This is a genomic window from Leucobacter aridicollis, from assembly GCF_024399335.1.
GTDB lineage: Bacteria > Actinomycetota > Actinomycetes > Actinomycetales > Microbacteriaceae > Leucobacter > Leucobacter aridicollis_A.
In genome coordinates this window covers 2,087,199-2,106,956 of record NZ_CP075339.1, presented here as the reverse complement: position 1 = coordinate 2,106,956, position 19,758 = coordinate 2,087,199, and the positions used below count along the sequence as shown (strand labels likewise).

General features: G+C 64.7%; 21 protein-coding genes and 1 tRNA gene. 14 read left to right on the top strand and 8 right to left on the bottom strand.

The window, feature by feature from the left end:
- Positions 1-430: 430 nt before the first annotated feature.
- Positions 431-616 carry a hypothetical protein gene (locus tag KI794_RS09465; RefSeq protein ID WP_255807914.1) on the bottom strand — a complete coding sequence of 62 codons (186 nt, stop codon included), beginning with the start codon at positions 614-616 and terminating at the stop codon, positions 431-433.
- A 344-nt stretch (positions 617-960) separates the two neighbouring features.
- Positions 961-1,036 (bottom strand) — tRNA-Arg (locus KI794_RS09460).
- 171 nt (positions 1,037-1,207) lie between these two features.
- On the opposite strand from KI794_RS09460, the gene KI794_RS09455 reads away from it, so the two are divergent.
- Together KI794_RS09455 and KI794_RS09450 are read left to right on the top strand one after the other, a co-directional pair.
- Positions 1,208-2,122, top strand: coding sequence for a hypothetical protein (locus KI794_RS09455; RefSeq protein ID WP_255807913.1), 915 nt, complete (start codon positions 1,208-1,210; stop codon positions 2,120-2,122).
- Complete coding sequence (locus KI794_RS09450; RefSeq protein WP_119284063.1) at positions 2,119-2,415, top strand: transcriptional regulator; 297 nt, start codon at positions 2,119-2,121, stop codon at positions 2,413-2,415. Before KI794_RS09455 ends, KI794_RS09450 begins: the two co-directional genes overlap by 4 nt.
- Before the next feature lie 30 nt (positions 2,416-2,445).
- On the opposite strand, the gene KI794_RS09445 is transcribed toward KI794_RS09450, so the two are convergent.
- The 3 genes from KI794_RS09445 to pepN form a co-directional block, all read right to left on the bottom strand.
- The gene (locus tag KI794_RS09445; RefSeq protein WP_119284314.1) at positions 2,446-2,856 is read right to left on the bottom strand and encodes a globin; all 411 of its coding nucleotides are present in this window, start codon (positions 2,854-2,856) and stop codon (positions 2,446-2,448) included.
- A 74-nt stretch (positions 2,857-2,930) separates the two neighbouring features.
- A complete protein-coding gene (locus KI794_RS09440) occupies positions 2,931-3,869 on the bottom strand; it encodes a mechanosensitive ion channel family protein (RefSeq protein WP_255807911.1) in 939 nt (312 codons plus the stop codon).
- On the bottom strand, positions 3,869-6,454 hold the full coding sequence (gene pepN, locus KI794_RS09435; RefSeq protein WP_119284061.1) for an aminopeptidase N: 2,586 nt from the start codon (positions 6,452-6,454) through the stop codon (positions 3,869-3,871). The genes KI794_RS09440 and pepN overlap by 1 nt, the downstream gene beginning before the upstream one ends.
- Before the next feature lie 90 nt (positions 6,455-6,544).
- On the opposite strand from pepN, the gene KI794_RS09430 reads away from it, so the two are divergent.
- The gene (locus tag KI794_RS09430) at positions 6,545-7,507 is read left to right on the top strand and encodes an aldo/keto reductase (RefSeq protein WP_255807910.1); all 963 of its coding nucleotides are present in this window, start codon (positions 6,545-6,547) and stop codon (positions 7,505-7,507) included.
- Between the two features lie 190 nt (positions 7,508-7,697).
- On the opposite strand, the gene KI794_RS09425 is transcribed toward KI794_RS09430, so the two are convergent.
- On the bottom strand, positions 7,698-8,384 hold the full coding sequence (locus tag KI794_RS09425) for a DedA family protein (RefSeq protein ID WP_162921260.1): 687 nt from the start codon (positions 8,382-8,384) through the stop codon (positions 7,698-7,700).
- 68 nt (positions 8,385-8,452) lie between these two features.
- Between KI794_RS09425 and KI794_RS09420 the strand changes: the two genes are divergently transcribed.
- Genes KI794_RS09420 through KI794_RS09410 form a run of 3 tightly spaced genes read left to right on the top strand, consistent with a single transcriptional unit; the run spans position 8,453 to position 10,624 of the window.
- A complete protein-coding gene (locus KI794_RS09420) occupies positions 8,453-9,073 on the top strand; it encodes a mycothiol-dependent nitroreductase Rv2466c family protein (protein WP_119284059.1) in 621 nt (206 codons plus the stop codon).
- 10 nt (positions 9,074-9,083) lie between these two features.
- A complete protein-coding gene (locus KI794_RS09415) occupies positions 9,084-9,575 on the top strand; it encodes a ribose-5-phosphate isomerase (protein ID WP_119284058.1) in 492 nt (163 codons plus the stop codon).
- Positions 9,576-9,577: 2 nt separating this feature from the next.
- Positions 9,578-10,624 carry an Fpg/Nei family DNA glycosylase gene (locus KI794_RS09410; protein WP_255807908.1) on the top strand — a complete coding sequence of 349 codons (1,047 nt, stop codon included), beginning with the start codon at positions 9,578-9,580 and terminating at the stop codon, positions 10,622-10,624.
- Between the two features lie 337 nt (positions 10,625-10,961).
- Here KI794_RS09410 and KI794_RS09405 read toward each other — a convergent pair whose 3' ends face one another.
- Together KI794_RS09405 and KI794_RS09400 are read right to left on the bottom strand one after the other, a co-directional pair.
- Entirely contained in the window at positions 10,962-11,207 is a 246-nt protein-coding gene (locus tag KI794_RS09405) for a hypothetical protein (RefSeq protein ID WP_162921259.1), read from the bottom strand.
- A gap of 270 nt (positions 11,208-11,477) precedes the next feature.
- Positions 11,478-13,592 (bottom strand): RecQ family ATP-dependent DNA helicase, encoded by a 2,115-nt coding sequence (locus KI794_RS09400; protein ID WP_255807907.1) that lies wholly within the window; start codon positions 13,590-13,592, stop codon positions 11,478-11,480.
- A 175-nt stretch (positions 13,593-13,767) separates the two neighbouring features.
- Here KI794_RS09400 and KI794_RS09395 point away from each other — a divergent pair, with 175 nt between their 5' ends.
- The 8 genes from KI794_RS09395 to rdgB all read left to right on the top strand — a co-directional run bounded on the left by KI794_RS09395 (position 13,768) and on the right by rdgB (position 19,705).
- Positions 13,768-14,685: a helix-turn-helix transcriptional regulator gene (locus tag KI794_RS09395; RefSeq protein ID WP_119284055.1), complete on the top strand. Its 918-nt coding sequence runs from the start codon at positions 13,768-13,770 to the stop codon at positions 14,683-14,685.
- A 29-nt stretch (positions 14,686-14,714) separates the two neighbouring features.
- Entirely contained in the window at positions 14,715-15,278 is a 564-nt protein-coding gene (locus KI794_RS09390) for a dihydrofolate reductase family protein (RefSeq protein ID WP_119284054.1), read from the top strand.
- A 149-nt stretch (positions 15,279-15,427) separates the two neighbouring features.
- Complete coding sequence (gene rplS, locus KI794_RS09385) at positions 15,428-15,775, top strand: 50S ribosomal protein L19 (RefSeq protein ID WP_119284312.1); 348 nt, start codon at positions 15,428-15,430, stop codon at positions 15,773-15,775.
- 122 nt (positions 15,776-15,897) lie between these two features.
- On the top strand, positions 15,898-16,602 hold the full coding sequence (gene lepB / locus KI794_RS09380; protein ID WP_119284053.1) for a signal peptidase I: 705 nt from the start codon (positions 15,898-15,900) through the stop codon (positions 16,600-16,602).
- On the top strand, positions 16,592-17,242 hold the full coding sequence (locus tag KI794_RS09375; RefSeq protein WP_255807905.1) for a ribonuclease HII: 651 nt from the start codon (positions 16,592-16,594) through the stop codon (positions 17,240-17,242). Before lepB ends, KI794_RS09375 begins: the two co-directional genes overlap by 11 nt.
- Positions 17,243-17,311: 69 nt before the next feature.
- Positions 17,312-18,178: a glutamate racemase gene (gene murI, locus KI794_RS09370; protein ID WP_255807904.1), complete on the top strand. Its 867-nt coding sequence runs from the start codon at positions 17,312-17,314 to the stop codon at positions 18,176-18,178.
- Between the two features lie 110 nt (positions 18,179-18,288).
- On the top strand, positions 18,289-19,023 hold the full coding sequence (gene rph, locus KI794_RS09365; protein WP_119284050.1) for a ribonuclease PH: 735 nt from the start codon (positions 18,289-18,291) through the stop codon (positions 19,021-19,023).
- A gap of 79 nt (positions 19,024-19,102) precedes the next feature.
- The gene (gene rdgB, locus KI794_RS09360) at positions 19,103-19,705 is read left to right on the top strand and encodes an RdgB/HAM1 family non-canonical purine NTP pyrophosphatase (RefSeq protein WP_119284049.1); all 603 of its coding nucleotides are present in this window, start codon (positions 19,103-19,105) and stop codon (positions 19,703-19,705) included.
- Positions 19,706-19,758: the final 53 nt, after the last annotated feature.

Sequence of the window (19,758 nt, the reverse complement as noted above, 5' to 3'; positions counted from 1 at the left end):
CGGCGACTCTAGCCTCATGAGCAGGCGCCTGTACCAGTAGTGTTGTCCAATATCGATGGAGGAGAACTATGGTCACTCGTCAGGCGGCAATTGTCTTTTCTGCTCTAGGGCTGTTGCTAGTTGTAGCTGTTGGACTGTTGCTTGCGGATCTTCCATATAGCTACCGAGTGTGTGCCGGAGATATCGTGTCAACCGATCTGTGTGAACCAGCGCGTCTGGGACGCACTATCTTTGGCGCGGTCGTTGTCGGAAGCACTGTCATCGCTGGAGCAATCCTGGGCGCCGCGGCAATGCTTGGCAATAGGTCGAGCAAGGAAGACTTGAACCCTGGCGGCAGCTGAGGGTCGCTCGGGTTTCAACGCGAAGATGCTCTTCGAAAAACGCTATGCGCCGCACGTGTCATTCGCAGGATGGTGAGCGGCAGTCGGGGCTAGTCGCCGACTGTAAGCGTGTCGTCAAATTCGATGTTGTGATAGCCGGCGGGTTCAAGGCACATGGCGTGCGCGACGTACCATACGTTGTCCATCATTGCGACATCCAACACCTCAAGTGAGAAGTCGGACAGATGAGGAGCTAGTGTCTCCCGCACCCTGAGCACAGCAGCCTGGATCTCCATTGCGTCAGGATAGGTCCCGTATTCCCGCCGGGAGTGAGTCAATAAGCAAGAGCAGCCCGTCCCGCCGAGTATGGCGGGGTAGTTCAAGGTTCGCGATGCCGATGAGGTTCGTGCAGCGCATTTTTTCGCACGGTGACAACTCGCTTGGGGTGATGACTCGCGACGAAGCGAAAACGGCTCTCGAGCGTGCCTCTGCGTGCTTCGCCGATCTCGGTGACCTTGCCTGCGAGGCACTTTCCGCGGACCAAGGCAGAGCGCTCTGCCTGTCAGATGCGTAGCTGCACAATACGCTGCACGACGCGCCCGCGAGGGCAATCGGTCGGCCCGACTGCCCTTTGTGTGTTTGGTGCCCCCTGCTGGACTCGAACCAGCGACCGACAGATTAGAAGGCTGTTGCTCTATCCACTGAGCTAAGGAGGCGACTCATGAAATCGTACACTGCGGGCGGGGGCGAGCGCCAAAGCTGCGAAGCCGCAAGGTCAGTTCGCGGTTGTCGGGGCGTGTCCGAGGGAATGTCCATTCGAGTAGTGCCGCCCCAGCGGCTGCCACTTCCGGTTGACTTTAGGTATCGATGCGGCACATACTTTCCATATGGAAAGTGAAATCGATGGGATTCGCTACGCTCCCGCCGGGGGCAGCTCCTCGGGCAGTCCAACCGTGGGCGGCGAGCGTGCAGCTCTGGCGCCTGAGGCTGCAGAGCAACTGAATCAGCTCAATCGCCTGCGGCGATCAGAGACGGGGTTAGCCCCGAGCCGCGGCTACTCCGCGCTCATGCTCGTGATCGCGACTGTCATGGCGGCCTACGTCGCGCTATTCCTGTTTGCGTCTGCTGGGTTTGAGCCTGGGGTCGTCAACAACACGTACCTAGCGAGCATGTTGCTGCTTGTGCCCGTGATGTGTATGGCGGGCCTGTCCAACGGCGCGCGGGAACGTTTCGGCGTGCGTGTCCGGGAGTCACGGACAGCTGTCGGCCTCTGGGGCCTGTTCTTTGCCGGATTTCTGACAATCGGGGTGCTGAAGGCCGCCGGTGTTGGTTACCCAGACTGGCTGAACATCGTCATGCCGATCTGCGTCTTCCTGCTGATGGGGCTGCGCTCGCTTCGGCAGCTGCTCTTCGGTGGAACCAGGACCAACGAGGACTGGCAACCGGCGCGGCTTGGTGCCCCAGCTCGAGTCACCACTGTGTTGATCGGCGTCGTGCTCGCCGCGCTGCTCCTCTCGAGCTCGCTGGAATTCGCTGCTGCCGTCATCGGCCTTATCGTCTTTGCCGCGTTCGTCCCGATGCTGATCGCTTGGCGCACGCGCTTCGGCCTCCCCGCAGTCGGGCTCGAATGGGGCACCGGGCAGTGGGGGTGCTTCATTGGCGCGATCGCAGTTGCATACTGCTCCAGCGTGGCAGTCGTCGGCGGAACAAGTTGGGGTTGGCCGTTGGCCATTGCTGCAGCTGCTTCCGTGGTGCTCGTCATGGGGATTGCCGCGTTCCTGCCGACGAGCACTCGGCGATGACGCACCCCCTGCACCGGTTGAATCCGGCGTTTCAGACCCCGGTGCGGTTCTCCCTTATGGCCGCCCTGGGCTCAACGACTGAAGCTGATTTCTCGACCCTCAGCGCGCTGCTCGACGTTGGAGACTCGCAGCTCAGTAAAGCGATCGCCCACCTCGATGGCGAGGGGTACCTCCGCGTCACGAAGGGATACGTCGCGAACCGCCCCCGGACGTGGGTTGCCGCGAGCAAGAAGGGCACGAAAGCATTCGCAGATCACGTCGCCGCGCTGCGGGAGATAGCGGCGGGCGCCTAGGGGAGCAGAGGGCGCGTAGGGCGGCCGCCGCTACTCGAAGCGGTTTACCATGGCGAGCGCGGCGCGCTCAATGTAGTCGCGGAACGCCGCGTCATGCATCGGTGGGAGCTGGACCTCGTCGAGCGCAGCGTGCATGTGCGTGAGCCAGCGCTCCTTCGCGTCAGGAGTGACGGGAAATGGCGCGTGCCGCATGCGCAGGCGAGGGTGCCCGCGCTCCTCTTGGTACGCGGATGGCCCGCCCCAATACTGTTCCAGGAACGCCTGAATGCGCCAGGTCGCTCCCTCCCAGTCGTCCTGCGGGTACATTGGCGCGAGCACCTCGTCCTCACGAATGCCCCGGTAAAAGGCGGTGGCGATGCGCTCAAACGTCTCGGTTCCGCCGACCTGCGCCCACACGGTGTCGGTGACCGCGTGGCCAGTCTCGCCAGCGCGGAGCGTCAGCCGCGGTGCCGGCGGCTCGCTGCCGGATCCGGCAGCGCCTGTCGGCGTCGAGTCTGAGGCCGAGTTGTCGTGTGTCACATCTCTCCCTGCTGTAGGCGTGGCAGTTCGTCAGCCAGCTTAATTCCCTCGTCTGCGAACTTCCGGCGGAGAGCAGCGCGAATACCGCGCTGAACTTCCCACTGCGCCTCCGGGCGAGTGCGCACCGCCATGCGGAGCGTCGCGCGATCCCCGAACACGCTCTCGAGACCCCATACTTCAGGATCCCCGGTCACCTTACGAGCGAACCGCTCCGATGTGAGGAGCTCTCGTGCAGCGTCGAGGGCCACGTCTGAGACGTGCGCGAGATCCTGGTTCGCATCGACGGTGACATCGATGAGGGCGCGCCCCCAGCCCTGCGATGAGTTGCCGAGGGTGAGTACTTCGCCATTGCGAATGAACCAGAGCGTTCCGTCGAGTGCGCGCACCTGCGTTACACGGATTCCAACTTCCTCAACGGTGCCGGTGATCTCCCCGACGGTGATGAGGTCGCCAACACCAAGCTGGTCCTCGAACACCATGAAGATGCCGTTGAGCACGTCTTTGACGACGTTTTGCGCACCAAACGCCAAACCAGCGGCGACGATACCAGCCGAGGTGAGCACGGCGCCGAGATCGACGCCGAGCCGGCCAAGGATCAGGATGATAGCGATGACGGAGATCGTCCACGTCAGGATCGCGCGCCCGACGGATCCGAGCGTCCTGGTGCGCTGCACTGCCCTCGCATGAATGTAGGGCGCTGCGCGCATCTCAGACGTTGTATCGACGTTTTGCGAGCGTTTGACGCCGCGGACGATCTGCGTGACAGTCCGGTTCAGGAGACGCCGTAGCAGCCAGTTCGCGAGAACCGCGAGCACGACTATGAGGGCGATCCAGAGTGGCGTCTGCCACGTCTCCAGGAAGGTCACGAAGGCCGAGCTAACGGCCTCCGTGACTTCCTCGGTGACGTCTCCGCCATCCGTCGTCAGAGCGAACATTAGGCCCTCGCGTCGGCCGCCTGGGCAACGAGTGCCCGCTCGACGCCTGCAAGGTGCTCGACAATGAGGCGGCGAAGCGCTGCGGGTGCTTCTGGGTTTGCCTCAAGCCAGGCCGCAGTCGCTGCGCGCAACTCCTCGTTCGCGAGGGGCGAGGGGTAGAAGCCGTCGATGAGCTCCTCGGCGATCGCGTAGCTGCGTGATTCCCACACGGGAAGAAGCTCTGCGAAGAAGCGCTCGACGTACGGTGCGAGCAGCCCACGATCCTGCGCGCGCAGGAACCCGAGGCCCGTCGCGCGGACGATCGCGTTCGGCTTGCCAGCTTCTGTCCACACCGACGCCCAAGCTGCGGCCTTGTCGTCGGCTGTCGGAAGCGCGGCGCGCGCGTGTGCTGCCGACTGGTTGCCAGTCGCCGTCCGGTCGTCAGCGAGCGCTGCGTCGATCTCCGCGCCTGTCGCGCGACCTCCTGCAGCGAGCGAGATGAGGAGTTCCCAGCCGAGGTCAGTGTCGATGTCGAGCCCGGTGAGCGGGGTGCGCTCCTCGAGTAGGGCGAGCACCTGATCCAGCTGTGCGTCGGTGCCAGCGAGGCTCGCGAACGCCTTCACAAACTGGAACTGGTTGTCAGAGCCGGCTTCGGCTTCGAGCGCGAGCTGCCAGAGGGCATCGGCAACCTTCGTGAGGGTTGCCTCCCGCTTCGCTGGAGCGACGTAGCTCGACGCCGAGAGCACGAGCTGCTGGATCACTGTGCGCAGCACTGTCGAGTTTGTCTCACCTGCGACATGCTCGAGCACGATGTCGACGAAGCGGCTCGCGGGGAACTCGCCGTCGCGGGTAGCATCCCAGAGCGATCCCCAGACGAGCGAGCGCGCGAGCGAATCCTCGATCTGGCCAAGCTGCGTGCTGACAGTCTCGAGTGAGCGTTCGTCGAAGCGGATCTTCGCGTATGAGAGATCCTCGTCGTTCAGCAGCACGAGCGCTGGCTGCTGTGTGCCCACGAGCTCGGGCACCTCGGTCGCGGGGCCGTCGACGTCGAGCTCCAGACGCTTGACGCGCACGAGCTTGCCGCTCTGCTCCGCGTAGAGGCCCACGGCGATGCGGTGCGGGCGGATCGTCGGGTAATCGGCGGCTGCGGTCTGCTTGATCGCAAACGAAGCGAACTTTCCGTCCGCGTCAACAGTGAACTCAGGGGTGAGCGTGTTCACGCCCGCGGTCTCGAGCCACTTCTTCGTCCAGTCGCTCAGGTCGCGGCCGCTGCGCGCCTCAAGCTCAACCATGAGGTCGGGCAGCTCGGTGTTCGAGTGGTTGTGCTTCACGAAGTAGTCGTGCACGCCCTGCATGAACGGCTCGCGGCCAACCCAAGCGACGAGCTGCTTGAGCACCGAGGCACCCTTCGCGTAGGTGATGCCGTCGAAGTTCACGAGCACATCTTCGAGGTCACGAATGGGGGCGACGATCGGGTGCGTCGACGGGAGCTGATCCTGACGGTACGCCCACGACTTCTCGGAACCAACGAACGTCGTCCAGCTCCCTGTCCACTCGGTCGCCTCCGCGGTCGCGAGCACAGACATGTACTCGGCGAAGGACTCGTTGAGCCACAGGTCGTTCCACCAGCGCATCGTCACGAGGTCACCGAACCACATGTGGGCGAGCTCGTGCAGGATCGTGACGACGCGGCGCTCACGCATCGCGTCGGTCACCTGGCTGCGGAAGACATACGCCTCGGTGAAGGTCACCGCGCCAATGTTCTCCATCGCGCCCATGTTGTACTCGGGCACGAAGAGCTGGTCGTACTTGTCGAACGGGTACGGGTAGTCGAACTCGGTCTCGAAGAACTTGAAGCCCTCGCGGGTCTTGTCGAAGATGTACTCCGCGTCGAGGTACGGTGCGAGCGACTCGCGGCAGAACACGCCGAGGGGAATGATGCGGCCATCGGTGCTCGTAAGCTCGCCGCGGACCTCGCGGTACGGGCCCGCGATGAGCGCCGTGATGTAGCTCGACATGACCGGGGTCTTGCCGAACGTCCAGGTCGCGATGTCCTGCTCGACCCAGTCGGCGCCCTGCGCCTGCGCTTTCGTGCCCGCAGGGGTGGGCTCGGGCGTCGGCTGGTTCGAGACGACCTTCCAGCGCGCTGGCGCGGTGATCGTGAACTGGAACGTTGCCTTGAGGTCAGGCTGCTCGAAGACCGGGAACATGCGGCGCGAGTCGGGCACCTCGAACTGCGAGTACAGGTAGACCTCGCCGTCAGCCGGATCCTCGAAGCGGTGCAGGCCCTCGCCAGTGTTCATGTAGCGCATCGTCGAGCGGATGCGCAGCGTATTCTCCGCCGCGAGGCCGGGCAGCTGAATGCGTGAGTCGGCGAACAGCTCGGCCGGGTCAAGCGCGGCCCCGTTCAGCTCGATCGACTCGACCGAGTCAGCGATGACGTCGATGAAGGTCGCTGCTCCAGCGGTCGCATCGAAGCGTACGGTGGTGTCGGCTGCGAAGGTCTCGGGGCCCGTCGTGAGGTCGAGCGCGACCTCGTAGCTGTGGCTCGTGACAATGCTTGCCCGCTCCTGAGCTTCGACGCGGGTGAGGTTTGTTCCTGGCACGGTACTCCTTGTGCAAAGTAAGAACTATCAGTGAATGGCTTAAGCCTAATCCCGTAGCCAATGAGACAGCTGACGAAATATGGTGGGTCCATGACTCGTGAACTCGGAAGCTCGTCAATAGTCGTCTCTGCGACAGGCCTCGGCTGCAACAACTTTGGTCGCCCCGGCTCCCAGACCGAACATCAGGAGGGCACCGACGCCGTCATTCACGCCGCCATCGACGCAGGAATCACGCTGTTCGACACGGCCGACCTCTACGGCTATTCGTTTGGTAGGAGCGAGGAGATGATGGGGCACGCGCTCGCAGGTCGCCGCGACGAGATTGTGCTCGCGACGAAGTTCGGGTACCCGGAGTCGGGCGCGCCGTATGCCGGATCGCGGGGCTCGCGGGAGTTTATTCGGGCGTCAATCGAGGGTTCGCTGTCGCGCTTGCAGACCGATCGGATCGACCTGTACCAGCTGCATATGCCCGACGAATCCACGCCCATCGCTGAGACACTGAGCGCTCTCGACGAACTCGTGCGCAAAGGTAAGGTGCTCGCTATCGGACACTCGAACTTTTCTGCCGAGCAGATGGACGAGGCCGCGCGGGTCGCGGCCGAGCTCGGGGTGACAGCGTTTGTCACCGCTCAGAACGAGCTCAGCCTCGTGAACCGGGATGCCGACATTTCGGTCACGCCGGCGGCCCGCAGGCTGGGCCTCGGGCTGCTCCCGTTCTTCCCGCTCGCGAACGGCCTGCTCACTGGCAAGTTCACACGCGACCACTTCCCGGCAGACTCCCGAATTATGCGCCAGCGGGCACATGTTGCTGAGGGCGCCAATTGGGATGCGCTCGACGCCTACCGTGCGCTCTGCGACGAATGGAATGTGTCAATGCTCGAGGCAACCTTTGGCTGGCTGCTCACTCACGAGCCAATCTCGAGTGTCATCGCTGGGGCGACGACGCCGGATCAGGTGCGACAGAACGCTGCCGCGGGGGAGGCGTTCAGGCCGACTCCCGAGCAGATCGCGCAGATCGAGGCGCTCTTCCCAGCGCCCGCAGCGGGCGCCTAGCTTTAGCACCGGTCAGGAGGCCAGGCAGCTGAGGAATCGCTGCCCCGAACCGGACCTCAAGCTGGGCCCTGGTCGACGCCTGCACTCCCGCTTGAGTTGGCAGTTGTGGTCGGTTGGCGCTGGCTGAGGCGACCACAACTGCCACCTCGGGGAGGCACCGTAGCCCCGAGCCGCACCCGAGACGCCACGGCTAGCCTCCTGTGTGTGCCGACTCCCTGTTCTCGGCCCACGACGCACGGAAGGCCGCCATGCGCCGGGTTTGGATCCGGCGCCCGATCCGTGTCGAGATGAATTCAACGAGCAGCCCAATGACGAACGCGGTGACGAGCCCGAGCAGCAGCGCGAGGATCGGGTGGCTTCCGAAAATGTTTCCGAAGATGGCGCCGATCGCGATCGAATAGGCCGCCCAGAAGACCGCGGCAAACGCCGCCGCGATCGTGAACTTCCACGCCGGGTACCTTGTCGTGCCTGCCGCCAAGTTGACCGCTGTGCGCCCGACGGGAATAAATCGGCCCGTCATGATGAGGATCGGTCCGCTGCGGCGGATCGCGCGCCGCGCCCAGCCGAGAGTGCGTTGTGCACGCTTACCGCTCAGCCACTTCGGGTTTCGTGCTCCAACCTTCCGCCCAATCCAATACACCATCTGGTCGCCAGCGAACGCCCCGACCGCTGCAATGACGCCGAGCAGCCAGAGCGTCTGCGGATGATCCGTGACAACGACGGTTGCGACAGCGATGATCACCGATTCCGAGGGAACCGGAGGGAATATTGCGTCGATTATGCACAGCGCCAAAACGACGAGCAGAACCCATGGGGACTCCACGGTGGCGAGCGCGAAGGCCTCGATAGCGTTCGTCACCCAGTCCCAAATTTCCACACGGCCCCCTCTGGCTGTTCGGATAGTGATTGGAGTGCTAGCTCCTCCAGACAGCCTAGAATCAGGACATGGGAAATTCGCCGAGAATTGAGTTCTACTTCGATCCGATCTGCCCCTGGTGCTGGATGACCAGCCGCTGGGCACATGAAGTCTCAGAGGCCCGCGGCTTCAACATTGTCTGGAACCCGATCAGCCTGAAGATTATCAACGAAGGCAAGGCCAATGACTCGCACGCTGAGCATCACGCGACGGGGCATCGGTTCGGCCGCGTCGTCGAGGCGGCCCGCGTTGCGGTGGGGGAAGGGGCCGAGGGCGACGCCGTTGTCGGCAGGCTCTACACCGAGATCGGTACTCGTGTGCACCCAGGGGGACGCACGGATTCCGACGCAATTCTTGCCGAGGCTCTCGAAGCAGTTGGGCTCGACGTGAGCCTCGCAGCCGCCGCCGACTCGGAGGCAAGTGACGAGAAACTGCGCGCAAATACGACGCATGCGCTCGACATCGCGGGCCCCGACGTTGGGGTGCCGATTATCTCGATTGACGGAGTCGCCTTCTTCGGGCCGGTTGTCTCACCTGCCCCGACGGGCGAGATGGCGTTGCGGCTCTGGGACGGGATTGCGGCGGCCGCCAGCGTGCCCGGGTTCTACGAGCTCAAGCGTGGGCGCACCGTCGGCCCGCAGTTTGGCTAGGCTTAGCCTTATGCGTATTCACGTTGCCACGGACCATGCCGGCCTCGAGTTCAGTCAGCAGCTGCAGCAGCACCTGCGCGATCGCGGATTTGAGGTGATCGACCACGGGCCCGCAGAATATGACGCGCTCGACGACTACCCGTCGTTCTGCATCAACGCCGCCCTTGGGGTCGCGCGGGATGAGCGCGACGGTGTTGCGGCGCTCGGTGTCGTGTTCGGCGGTTCTGGCAACGGTGAGCAGATGGCGGCGAACAAGGTTCAGGGCATCCGCGCAGCCCTCGTGTGGAACGAGTCAACTGCGACGCTCGCGCGCGAGCACAATAACGCGAACGTGATCTCTATCGGTGCGCGCCAGCACGACGTCGCCGATGCGATCAAGTTCATCGACCTGTTTATCGACACCCCGTTCCCGGGGGACGAGCGCCACGTGCGTCGCATCGGTCAGCTCGGCGAGTACGAGCAGACCGGGGCGATCGCCGGCAAGCAGGTTGACAGCCTCTAACGATGCCTGAGGGTCACTCCGTACACCGAATCGCGCGGCAGTTTTCGGCGAACTTTGTGGGCACGACGCCCGAGGTGTCGAGCCCACAAGGGCGTTTCGTCGAGGGTGCAGCCGAGCTTGACGGGCGCAAGATGCTTGACGCCCGAGCGGTCGGCAAACAGATGTTCCTCGAGTTCGAGGGCGACCTGTGGCTACGGATCCACCTCGGTATCTACGGCGCGTGGGACTTCTCGGGTGAAGTAAAGGTCGATCCGTCGATTCAGATTCATGGCCAGACGCCGGGCCATTCGAAGCTTGGCCAAACCGGTGAGCACGTCGGCAGCGGCACCAGAGGAAGCGATGCGTTGCGCGCCGCCGAGCGGACCGTGGGAGACACGCCTGTTGACAGCCTCGGCGAGGATTCGGTGACGTCAATCGGTGCGCCCCGGCGCACGCGGGTTCGCATGGCCGAGGCAGACAAAGAGGGCGACCTGCTCGAATCGTTTCCGCCGGAGCCTGTCGGCGCTGTGAGGGTTCGGCTACTCAACGACACTGTCTGCGCTGACCTCCGCGGGCCGACCGCCTGCGAGGTGCTGAGTCCAGCGGAGGTCGAGAGGGTGATCCAGCGGCTCGGGCCAGACCCGGCGAACGCTGACGGGCCGGCTGAGCGTCAACGGTTTGTGGAGCGTGCGGGTAAGAAGAAGACCGCGATCGGGCTCGTCCTCATGGATCAATCGGTGGTCGCGGGCATCGGGAACGTGTACCGCGCCGAGATGTTGTTCCGTGCTGAGCTTGATCCGCACACCCCAGCGAACACTCTTGACCGTGCAGTACTCGAGGAGCTCTGGGACGACTGGGCTCACCTGCTCGAGATCGGCATCACTGTTGGCCAGATGATCACCATTGACGGGCTTGCCGGTGCCGCGTACCAGAAGGCGCTTGTCGACCGCGACGAGCGGCACTGGGTGTACAAGCTTGAGGGGACGCCGTGCAAACGCTGCGGTGCGAATATCAAACTTGAGGAAATGGGCAACCGCAAGCTGTACTGGTGCCCTGGCTGCCAGACCTGACCCCTGGCTGACCGCCGGGCCCGACCTCAGGCCGACTGCCAGGCCTGACCTCTGGCTGACTGCCGGGCCCGACCTCAGGCCGACTGCCAGGCCTGACCTCTGGCTGACTGCCGGGCCCGCGACCTCTGCTCGACTGCCGGCCCTGACCTCAGATCGACTGCCGGCCCCGCGACTGCACACGAAACCCGCGGGTGTACACGCTTGCTTCGGGTCAGAATCGTGTGCACTTGCAGGAACCGTGTACATCCGCGCGAGGTTCGAGCCGGGGTCACCTCTCGCGGCGTGCCCGGCTCACTCCCGGGAAAGCCCCGGGCCGCCCGGGAGCGACACGCCAGCGTTACAGGCTTTGGCCCCCGCCGACGAGCGCAAGGTAGATGTAGTGCACGTAGGGGAGCGCCCAGTTCACCACCGCGATCGCGCCGACGACGAGTGTCGCGAACGCGAGGGTGCCTGCGACGCCAAGCCCCCACGCGGCGAGCTTCGTGCGCCCTTCCACGGGGTCGGTGTCACCGGCGAGCGGAACGTCGATCCCGAGCTCGTGCAAACCTGGATCGGTGAAACTCTGTGCAGCTGTGCTGTCCATGGCTGCAGCATAACGCCTGTGCCCCGGGCAAGTCACGGACTGATTCGGCTCGGCGGCGATCGCGACCAATAGTCGCCTGGCAGATTTGAGCCAGGCAATCGCGCGACTCACGAAGCGATCCGTGAAGTGCCCGCCCGGCGATCACTGGGTAGGCCCGCCCGATGACCCCGGGTGGGCCCGCGCGACGGCCCTGGGTGGGCCCGCCCGGCGACCCCAGGCAGGCACACTCCACGGCCATGCGTGGGCCCGCGCGACGACCCTGGGTCGGCGCTATCCCACCGATGCGAGGGCGAACGGCAACACTTGCGGAGCACCGGCAAGTCGGAGCTCGCGCGCAGCGACGGTGAACGACCAGCGGCTGTCAACGAGGTCGTCGACGAGTAAAAGCGGGCCGGGAGCACGTGCGACGACACTTGCGAGTTCGGGGCCCAGCGACCACCGGCCCCACACCGAGGCCAATCGAAATGCGCTGTTGCCGCCGGGAGCTGTCACGGGGCGGTCGTCTGCGAAGTCGAGGGTGCCGAGAAACGGTAGCTTGCCACGCTCTGCGATCGCTGCAGCGGTGCTGCTGATGAGCGTCGGGCGAGTGAGGGACGGCATCGCGACGACTCCGACTGGGCGCGTCTCCCGCGGCCAGTCACGAAGAGTCGTGAGCACCGCGCCAAGCAGCGGCTCCGGAATTGCCTGGTCGGCGGCTCCGGCCGCGAAGAGCTCCCGCAGCGCGCCACCCCAGCCGAGATCGGTGAGGCGCGCGACCACACGTCCGGGCTCTGCGCGCTCGTTCTGCGCGATGCGCCCGCGCACGTTGACTCCGCGACGGTCCGCTCCAGTCGGCCACTGGCCGCGCGGCTCGATTGGCACGCCGGCCTGTCGGAGTCGAGTCGTCGCTCGCGCCGCCGCGTCGCCCGTCACCTCGGTCGGATACCAGGGGCCAGCGCAGACGTCGCAGCGCCCGCAGTCAGTCGCCGTCGGGTCGTCGAGTTCGCGCTGCAGTTCGGCCATGCGACACGTCTCGCCGCGCTCGTAGCGGAGCATTGCCGACTGTTCGGCGTCTCGAGCCGCCGCGATGCGCGCGTAGCGTTCGGCGTCGTACGTCCATTCGGCGCCTGTCGCCGTCCACCCACCGGAGACCCGGTTCACGGAGCCATCAACATCGAGCACCTTCAACAGAAGGTCGAGCTGTGTGCGTCGCAGGTCAACCCTGGCCTCAAGAGCCGGTGTCGAGAGCGGTGGCGAGTCAGGGGCACCGAGCGCCTCGATGACTGCCCGCGCACGCTCAGGATCAGGCATCGAAGCCGTCGCGAAGTACCGCCAGATTGCGGCGTCTTCCGCGCCCGGCAGGAGGAGCACGTCAGCGTGCGCCGTGCCACGACCTGCGCGCCCGACCTGCTGGTAGTAGGCGACGGGGGAGGAAGGGGCGCCAAGGTGGAGTACGAAACCGAGGTCTGGCTTGTCGAACCCCATGCCGAGTGCACTCGTAGCGATGAGCGCTTTCACCTCGTTGTTCTTGAGGGCGGATTCAAGCCGCGCCCGTTCCTCAGGGTCAGTGCGGCCCGTATACGCTGCGACCTCGTACCCTGCGTCGCGCAGCAGGAGAGCGGTGTCTTCAGCGGCAGACACGGTGAGCGCGTAGACGATCCCGCTGCCCGAGAAGCCTCCGAGATGCTGCACGAGCCAAGCGAGCCGAGCCTCCGCCGAAGGCAGGCGCAGGCAGCCAAGCCGCAATGAGTCTCGCGCGAGCGTGCCGCGCAGGGTGAGCACGTCGGTGCCGAGCTGCTCGGATACATCGGCGACGACGCGGGCGTTGGCCGTCGCTGTGGTTGCGAGTACAGGCACGTGGTGCTCAAGGCCAGCCAGCAGCGTTGCGATTCGCCGGTAGTCCGGGCGGAAATCATGGCCCCAGTCTGAGATGCAGTGCGCCTCGTCGATCACCATGAGACCCATGCGAGTGAGTATTTTGGGCAACTGAGTTTCGCGGAATCGGGGGTTATTGAGTCGCTCCGGCGAGACAAGCAGCACGTCGATTTCGTCGCGTGCGAGGCGATCTTCAATATCCTCCCACTCCTCTGACGTCGCTGAGTTGATTGCGGCTGCCCGCACCCCCGCTCGCTCCGCAGCCTCGACCTGGTCGCGCATGAGTGCGAGGAGCGGTGAGACGAGCAGTGTCGGCCCGGCTCCGCGAGCGCGGAGTAGCGCTGTCGCGACGAAGTACACCGCGGACTTTCCCCACCCCGTTCGCTGCACGACAAGGGCGCGTCGACCGTCATCAACGAGGGCGCTGATCGCCTCGAACTGGCCGGGATGAAACTCGGCGTCGACGGCGCCCGTGAGCTGTCGCAGCACCGTGAGCGCCCTGGCCAGGGTGGTGTTGTCGAGATGTGCCATACCTCGATCCTCTCAGGCGCCACAGACACTCGCAGCAGACACTCGGAGCCGACGCCCGCAGCAGGCGCCCGCACCCACGCACGGGCGGTCAGTGCACAACCTGACCGGGGCCTGCCGCGTAGCGTTGCGCAAGATCGGTCATGCGCAGTGGCCCAGCGGGAGTCAGACTAGAGGCATGACGACTTCCGAGCCCGACCGCCTCCGCGAGCTCCTCGACGCCGTCCTCGATGAGTCGAACCCGACACTCGACGACATGGCCGGCGCCGCACACGCATCCCGGTTTCACTTCGCCCGAACGGTTTCTGAGGCCGCCGGTGAGTCGCCCGCGGCACTTCGCCGGCGCGTGCTTCTCGAACGGGCAGCCTGGCAGTTGCGGGGTGGAGCGAGCGTGATCGACGCGGCGATCACCGCAGGATACGACTCAGCCGAGGGCTTCAGTCGCGCGTACTCCAAAGCCTTCGGCCACCCGCCGAGCGCGCAGGGGGCTGGCCACTGGCTCCCAAGCGCGAACGGGATCCATTTCCACCCGCCGATGGCGATCTGGATCGAGGGGCACGGAGGCCAGACAAATCCGCTCCTTGAACAGCAACTGCTGCATGACGTCGACGACTCGGCCGCGCTCCTCGCCTTCGCGGCCGCACTGCCCCCAGAAGTCACGACTCGGCCGCAACGCCCGGGCCAGCGTGTGCTCGACTGGGCAGGCGACGAAACGAGCATCGCGGCGGTGCTCGCCGGGCTTGTCTTCGCGAAGGAGACGTGGCTTGCAGTGCTCGACGGGCGCACTGCTCCGGCACCTGTTGAGCTCGATTCGCCGCGCGTGCTCGCTGAGCTTGTCGCTCGGCACGACGTCGCGTCGGAGGCATGGATCGCAAGGGTGCGCCAGATCAGCCGCACAGGGGACTGGCAAGCCAGGGTGATCGACGCGCTGTGCGTCCCGCCGGAGAGCTTTCAGCTCAGCGGCGTCGTCGCCCACGTCTTGCACTACGCAGCACACCGACGGGAGCTCGCGCGCGGCATGCTCGCCGAACACGGTCTCGAACGCGACGCCGGTGATCCGATCCTCTGGCTGCGCGCCCGGCGCGGCGAAGCCTAGACCCAGTCACCACCTCGAAGGGAACACATATGTCTCGCCTGATCTACTACGTCGCCTCTTCGCTCGACGGTTTCATCGCCGACGAGCACGATTCGCTCGACTGGCTGCTGTCGCAAGAACAGACGCCTGGTGGGGGAAACGACTACGAAGCGTTCATTGCGAACGTCGGCGCGATCGCAATGGGGTCAACCACCTACGAATGGGTGCTCGCGCATGGCGGGTGGTCGTACGACATGCCGGCCTGGGTGCTCACAACACGCGGCCTCACCGCGCCGGCATCGCCAGGCGCAGGTGGTGCCGCGGACGTGCGTTTTGCTCGCGGGGATGTTCGGGAGGTCCACGACGCGATGCGAGACGCCGCCGGCGGCAAAGATCTCTGGGTGGTGGGTGGCGGCGACCTTGCGGGTCAATTCTCGGACGCTGGCCTCCTCGACGAGGTTCATATTTCAATCGCACCTGTGACGCTCGGAAGCGGGCGACCGTTGCTTCCGCGCCGCCTCGACCTCGATCTCATCGAGCATGGCACGAACGGAGCCTTTCTTACGGCCCGCCACAGCGTGCGGCGCAGAGGGGACTCTTCGCGCAGCAGGTAATGCCTCGTCTGCCGATGATGTGGCATAATAGATCCTTGTGCCACGGTGCGACTCTGCCGCAAGGGTTTCGCACTCACCGTGAACGCACGCAAATTCTTTGAACATTTATTCCGCGTACCGACTTGCGGCGGGCGCAGAGAGAGATCATCATGCAGAAGCTCGACCACGTCGATGCCCCGTCGCTCAAGAGCGACATCCCCGAGTTCCGCGCGGGTGACACCGTCAAGGTTCACGTGAACATTATCGAGGGTAACCGCTCGCGTGTTCAGGTGTTCCAGGGCGTCGTTATCTCGCGCCACGGTGAGGGCGTTCGTGAGACCTTCACTGTTCGTAAGATCAGCTTCCAGGTGGGCGTTGAGCGTAAGTTCCCCGTGCACTCGCCGACGATTGAGCAGATCGAGGTTGTTTCGCGCGGTGATGTTCGCCGTGCGAAGCTCTACTACCTCCGTGGCCTCACCGGCAAGAAGGCGAAGATCAAGGAGAAGCGCGACGCGTAAGCGCAACGCTTTTTTGGTTCAGGCCCTCCGCCCCTTCACAGGCTGGGGGCCTGAACTGTCGGTACTGTTGATTTTGCCGTGCGCGTTCCGCATGCGGTCTGCGACGAAGAATGTGAGCACGTATGAGTGAGACTGCGGAACGACGGCGGGGAGGCCTGCTCGGCTTCCTCCGAGATCTTGTCATCATTTTGATTGTCGCGTTCTTGATCTCCTTCCTGCTGAAGACCTTCCTCGTGCGAAGCTTCTACATTCCGTCGGGTTCGATGGAACAGACGCTGCAGGTGAACGACCGGATCCTTGTGAACCAGCTCGTTCCCAATGTCGTCGACGTGCAACGGGGCGATGTTGTCGTCTTCCAGGATCCGGGCGGTTGGCTGTATCCGAAGGCTATGGCGACGACGCCGAGCCCGTTCGAGCAGCTGCTGCAGGCAGTCGGGCTCGCTGCCGACACGTCCCACGACTATGTCGTGAAGCGAGTGATTGGCGTCGGCGGGGACCGCGTGACCTGCTGTGACGCGAACGGCCGCGTCGAGGTCAACGGTGTGCCTCTGGATGAACCGTACATTGTGATCCCTGAGGGAAAGACGCGCGCGTCAGACATTGATTTTGATGTGACGGTGCCTGAAGGGTCGGTGTGGGTGCTCGGCGATAACCGTTACGCGAGCAAGGACTCACGCTACAACCAGGATCAGCCAGGGAAGGGCTTCGTCTCTGAGTCGGAGATCGTTGGTCGGGCGTTTCTGTTGAACTGGCCGCTCGACAGGTTTAGCTGGATGACGCGACCGGATGCAACGTTCACCGGGGTTGACGAGGCCCGTGCCGAGTAGCGCTGCCTCGCCCAGTAAGGATCCGACGCTCGAGGTCGAACTCGCCGCCTTTGCGGCGGGGGCCGAACTCGTCATCGGACTCGACGAGGTTGGCCGTGGCGCGATCGCGGGGCCTGTCGCAGTGGGGGCGCACGCCGTGCCCCTGGGTGTCGAGGCGTTTCCCGAGGGGCTCCGGGATTCGAAGCTGCTCAGCGAAAAGAAGCGCGAGGCGATTGCTCCGCTCGTGAGCGAGTGGGGGCCCGGGGCTGTCGGCTTCGCGACCGCCGACGAGATTGACGAGCACGGGATCACCGCGATGCTCGGTGAATCGGCCCGCCGTGCGCTGCTTGAATTGCATACGGCTGGGGTGTCAGTCGACCGAGCCCTCATCGTGCTTGATGGATCACATGATTGGCTGAGCCCGGTACTGCGTGCCCCGCTGAATGTCGTCACCCGGGTCGGTGCGGACCGCGCGTGTGCGAGCGTCGCCGCGGCGTCGGTACGTGCAAAAGTGGCCCGCGATGCGGTGATGCGCGCCGCACACGAGGATCACCCGCACTACGGGTGGGCTTCGAACAAGGGCTATGGCGCTGCAGCGCACTACGCAGGGATAGCTGAGCACGGGCTCACAGGCTTTCACCGCAAGACATGGATCAAGTAGCGCGTCTCGACTGCACCGCTCGCCCCGTCGGAGCATTGTTGCCCGCGGCCAGCGGGTAAGCTTGAACCCGTGAGTACACGCACCATTTCGGCTGATGCTCCCATCGGCGTATTCGACTCGGGCGTTGGGGGCCTCACGGTCGCACGAGCGATTCGAGATCAGCTGCCGAACGAGTCGATCCTGTACGCAGCCGACACCGCGCACACCCCCTACGGGCCGCGGCCCATTGCCGAGGTTCGCGAGCTCGCGCTCGGCATCCTCGACGGTCTCGTTGAGTCGGGGGTGAAGATGCTTGTGATCGCGTGCAATACGGCCTCCGCCGCCGTGCTTCGCGACGCATACGAAAGGTACGACGTACCAGTCGTTGAGGTCATCGGGCCGACAGCGCGGAGTGCGCTCTCGATTACCCGCAACGGCAAGATTGGATTGATCGGCACGACTGCGACGATCGAGTCGGGCGCCTACAACGAGCATTTTGCGGCGAGCCCCGAGGTGACGCTCAGCTCGCAGGCGTGCCCCCGTTTCGTCGAGCTCGTGGAAGCCGGGCAGACGAGTGGCCCGGAGACCCTGCGCGTCGCCGAGCAGTACCTTGCGCCACTGATTGCGAACAATATCGATACCCTCGTGCTTGGATGCACTCACTACCCGTTCTTGCGCGGAGCGCTTCGGCAGGTGGTTGGGCCGGGAGTTGCACTCGTGTCGAGCGACATCGAGACCGCGAATCTTGTCTTCGAGAAGCTTACCGAGCACCACCTGCTGCGGGATCCGAAGGGCGGGCCGCCTACTATTCGGTACGAGACGACTGGCGGCGACACGAGCGAGTTCGTTCGGCTCGCGAAGCGGATGCTTGGCATCGGCGGTGACTCGCTTGGCCCGATCGTTCACGGCACGGCTCCTGTCGTTGCCCAGCGACCGCAGGTGGACGATTCGCCCTAACCGATGAGCGCTGCTGCGGCGCACCGGCCGCGCATGACATGCCTCGACAGGCAGCCACGTTGCCATGTGGTCGCCACTCGCCACGATAGAACCAACTGTTCGGAGGAAACATGACCGAGATTACCCGCGTTGATGGACGCACCCCGGGCCAGATGCGCCCAGTCTCGATTGAGCGCGGCTGGAGCGCGCAGGCCGAGGGATCCGCGTTGATTTCTTTCGGAAACACGAAGGTACTCTGCACCGCCTCGTTTACACCGGGCGTTCCACGTTGGCTCATGGGCAAGGGCACCGGCTGGGTCACAGCCGAGTACTCGATGCTGCCACGGTCGACAAACGAGCGCATGCAGCGCGAGTCTGTCCGTGGCAAGATCGGCGGGCGCACGCACGAGATCTCCCGTCTCATCGGGAGGAGCCTGCGCGCGATCATCGACACGAAGGCGCTCGGCGAGAACACAGTCGTCATCGACTGCGACGTGCTGCAGGCTGACGGTGGTACCCGGACCGCATCGATTACGGGCGCATACGTCGCCCTCGCCGACGCCGTTGAGTGGGCTCGCGCGAACGGGCACATCGCCCGCAACGCGAAGCCGCTCATCGACACAGTCGCGGCAGTCTCCGTCGGCATCGTCGACGGCGTACCTGTGAGCGACCTGAACTACATCGAAGACTCGGGGGCCGAGACCGACATGAACGTTGTTGTCACGGGCGCAGGGGACTTCGTCGAGGTCCAGGGCACGGCAGAGGGTTCGCCCTTTAACCGGGCCGAGCTGAATTCGCTGCTCGACCTCGCACTCCTGAGCACGTCTGAGCTCGCCGCACTGCAGCAGGGCGCGCTCGCCGAGTAGGTCTCGTCGTACGGCGAACCATTTTGATGGCCGTGCGCTGCCGGGGAACAGCGCGCGGAAGTAATGTTTGGAGCTACCAATGTCACGTACCCTTGTTCTCGCATCACACAACGCCAACAAGCTCATCGAGCTGCGGGCGGTCCTTGAGCCACTGATCCCAGGGATCGAGCTCGTCGGCTACGACGGACCCGAGCCAGTTGAGGACGGGCTGAGTTTCGAGGCGAACGCACTATTGAAAGCCCGTGCCGCGGCAGCGCACACGGGCTTGCCCGCGCTCGCGGACGATTCTGGCATCGCTGTCGAGGTGCTCGGCGGCAGCCCCGGAATCTTTTCCGCGCGTTGGGGCGGGCACGCCCGAAACGACAAGGCGAACGTCACCCTGCTGCTCGAGCAACTCTCCGATATCGCAGAGGAGCACCGCGGAGCCGGCTTCGTGTGTGCCGCAGCACTGGTGACCCCTGACGGGTCAGAGGTGTGCGAGCTTGGCGTCTGGCAGGGGTCGCTGCTCACCGCGCCGGTCGGTGAGAACGGCTTTGGCTACGATCCGATCTTCATGCCGGAGGGAGAGCGCCGCTCGGCAGCAGAGATGCGGCCCGAGGAGAAGAACCTCGTGTCGCATCGAACTCGAGCGTTTACGCAGCTTGCGCCTGCAATTGCTGCGCTTTTCGCTGACACCGAGTAATTCGTCGCTGACGGCTGAGGTTCTCACACCGCAATCGGGGCGCAGTATGACTG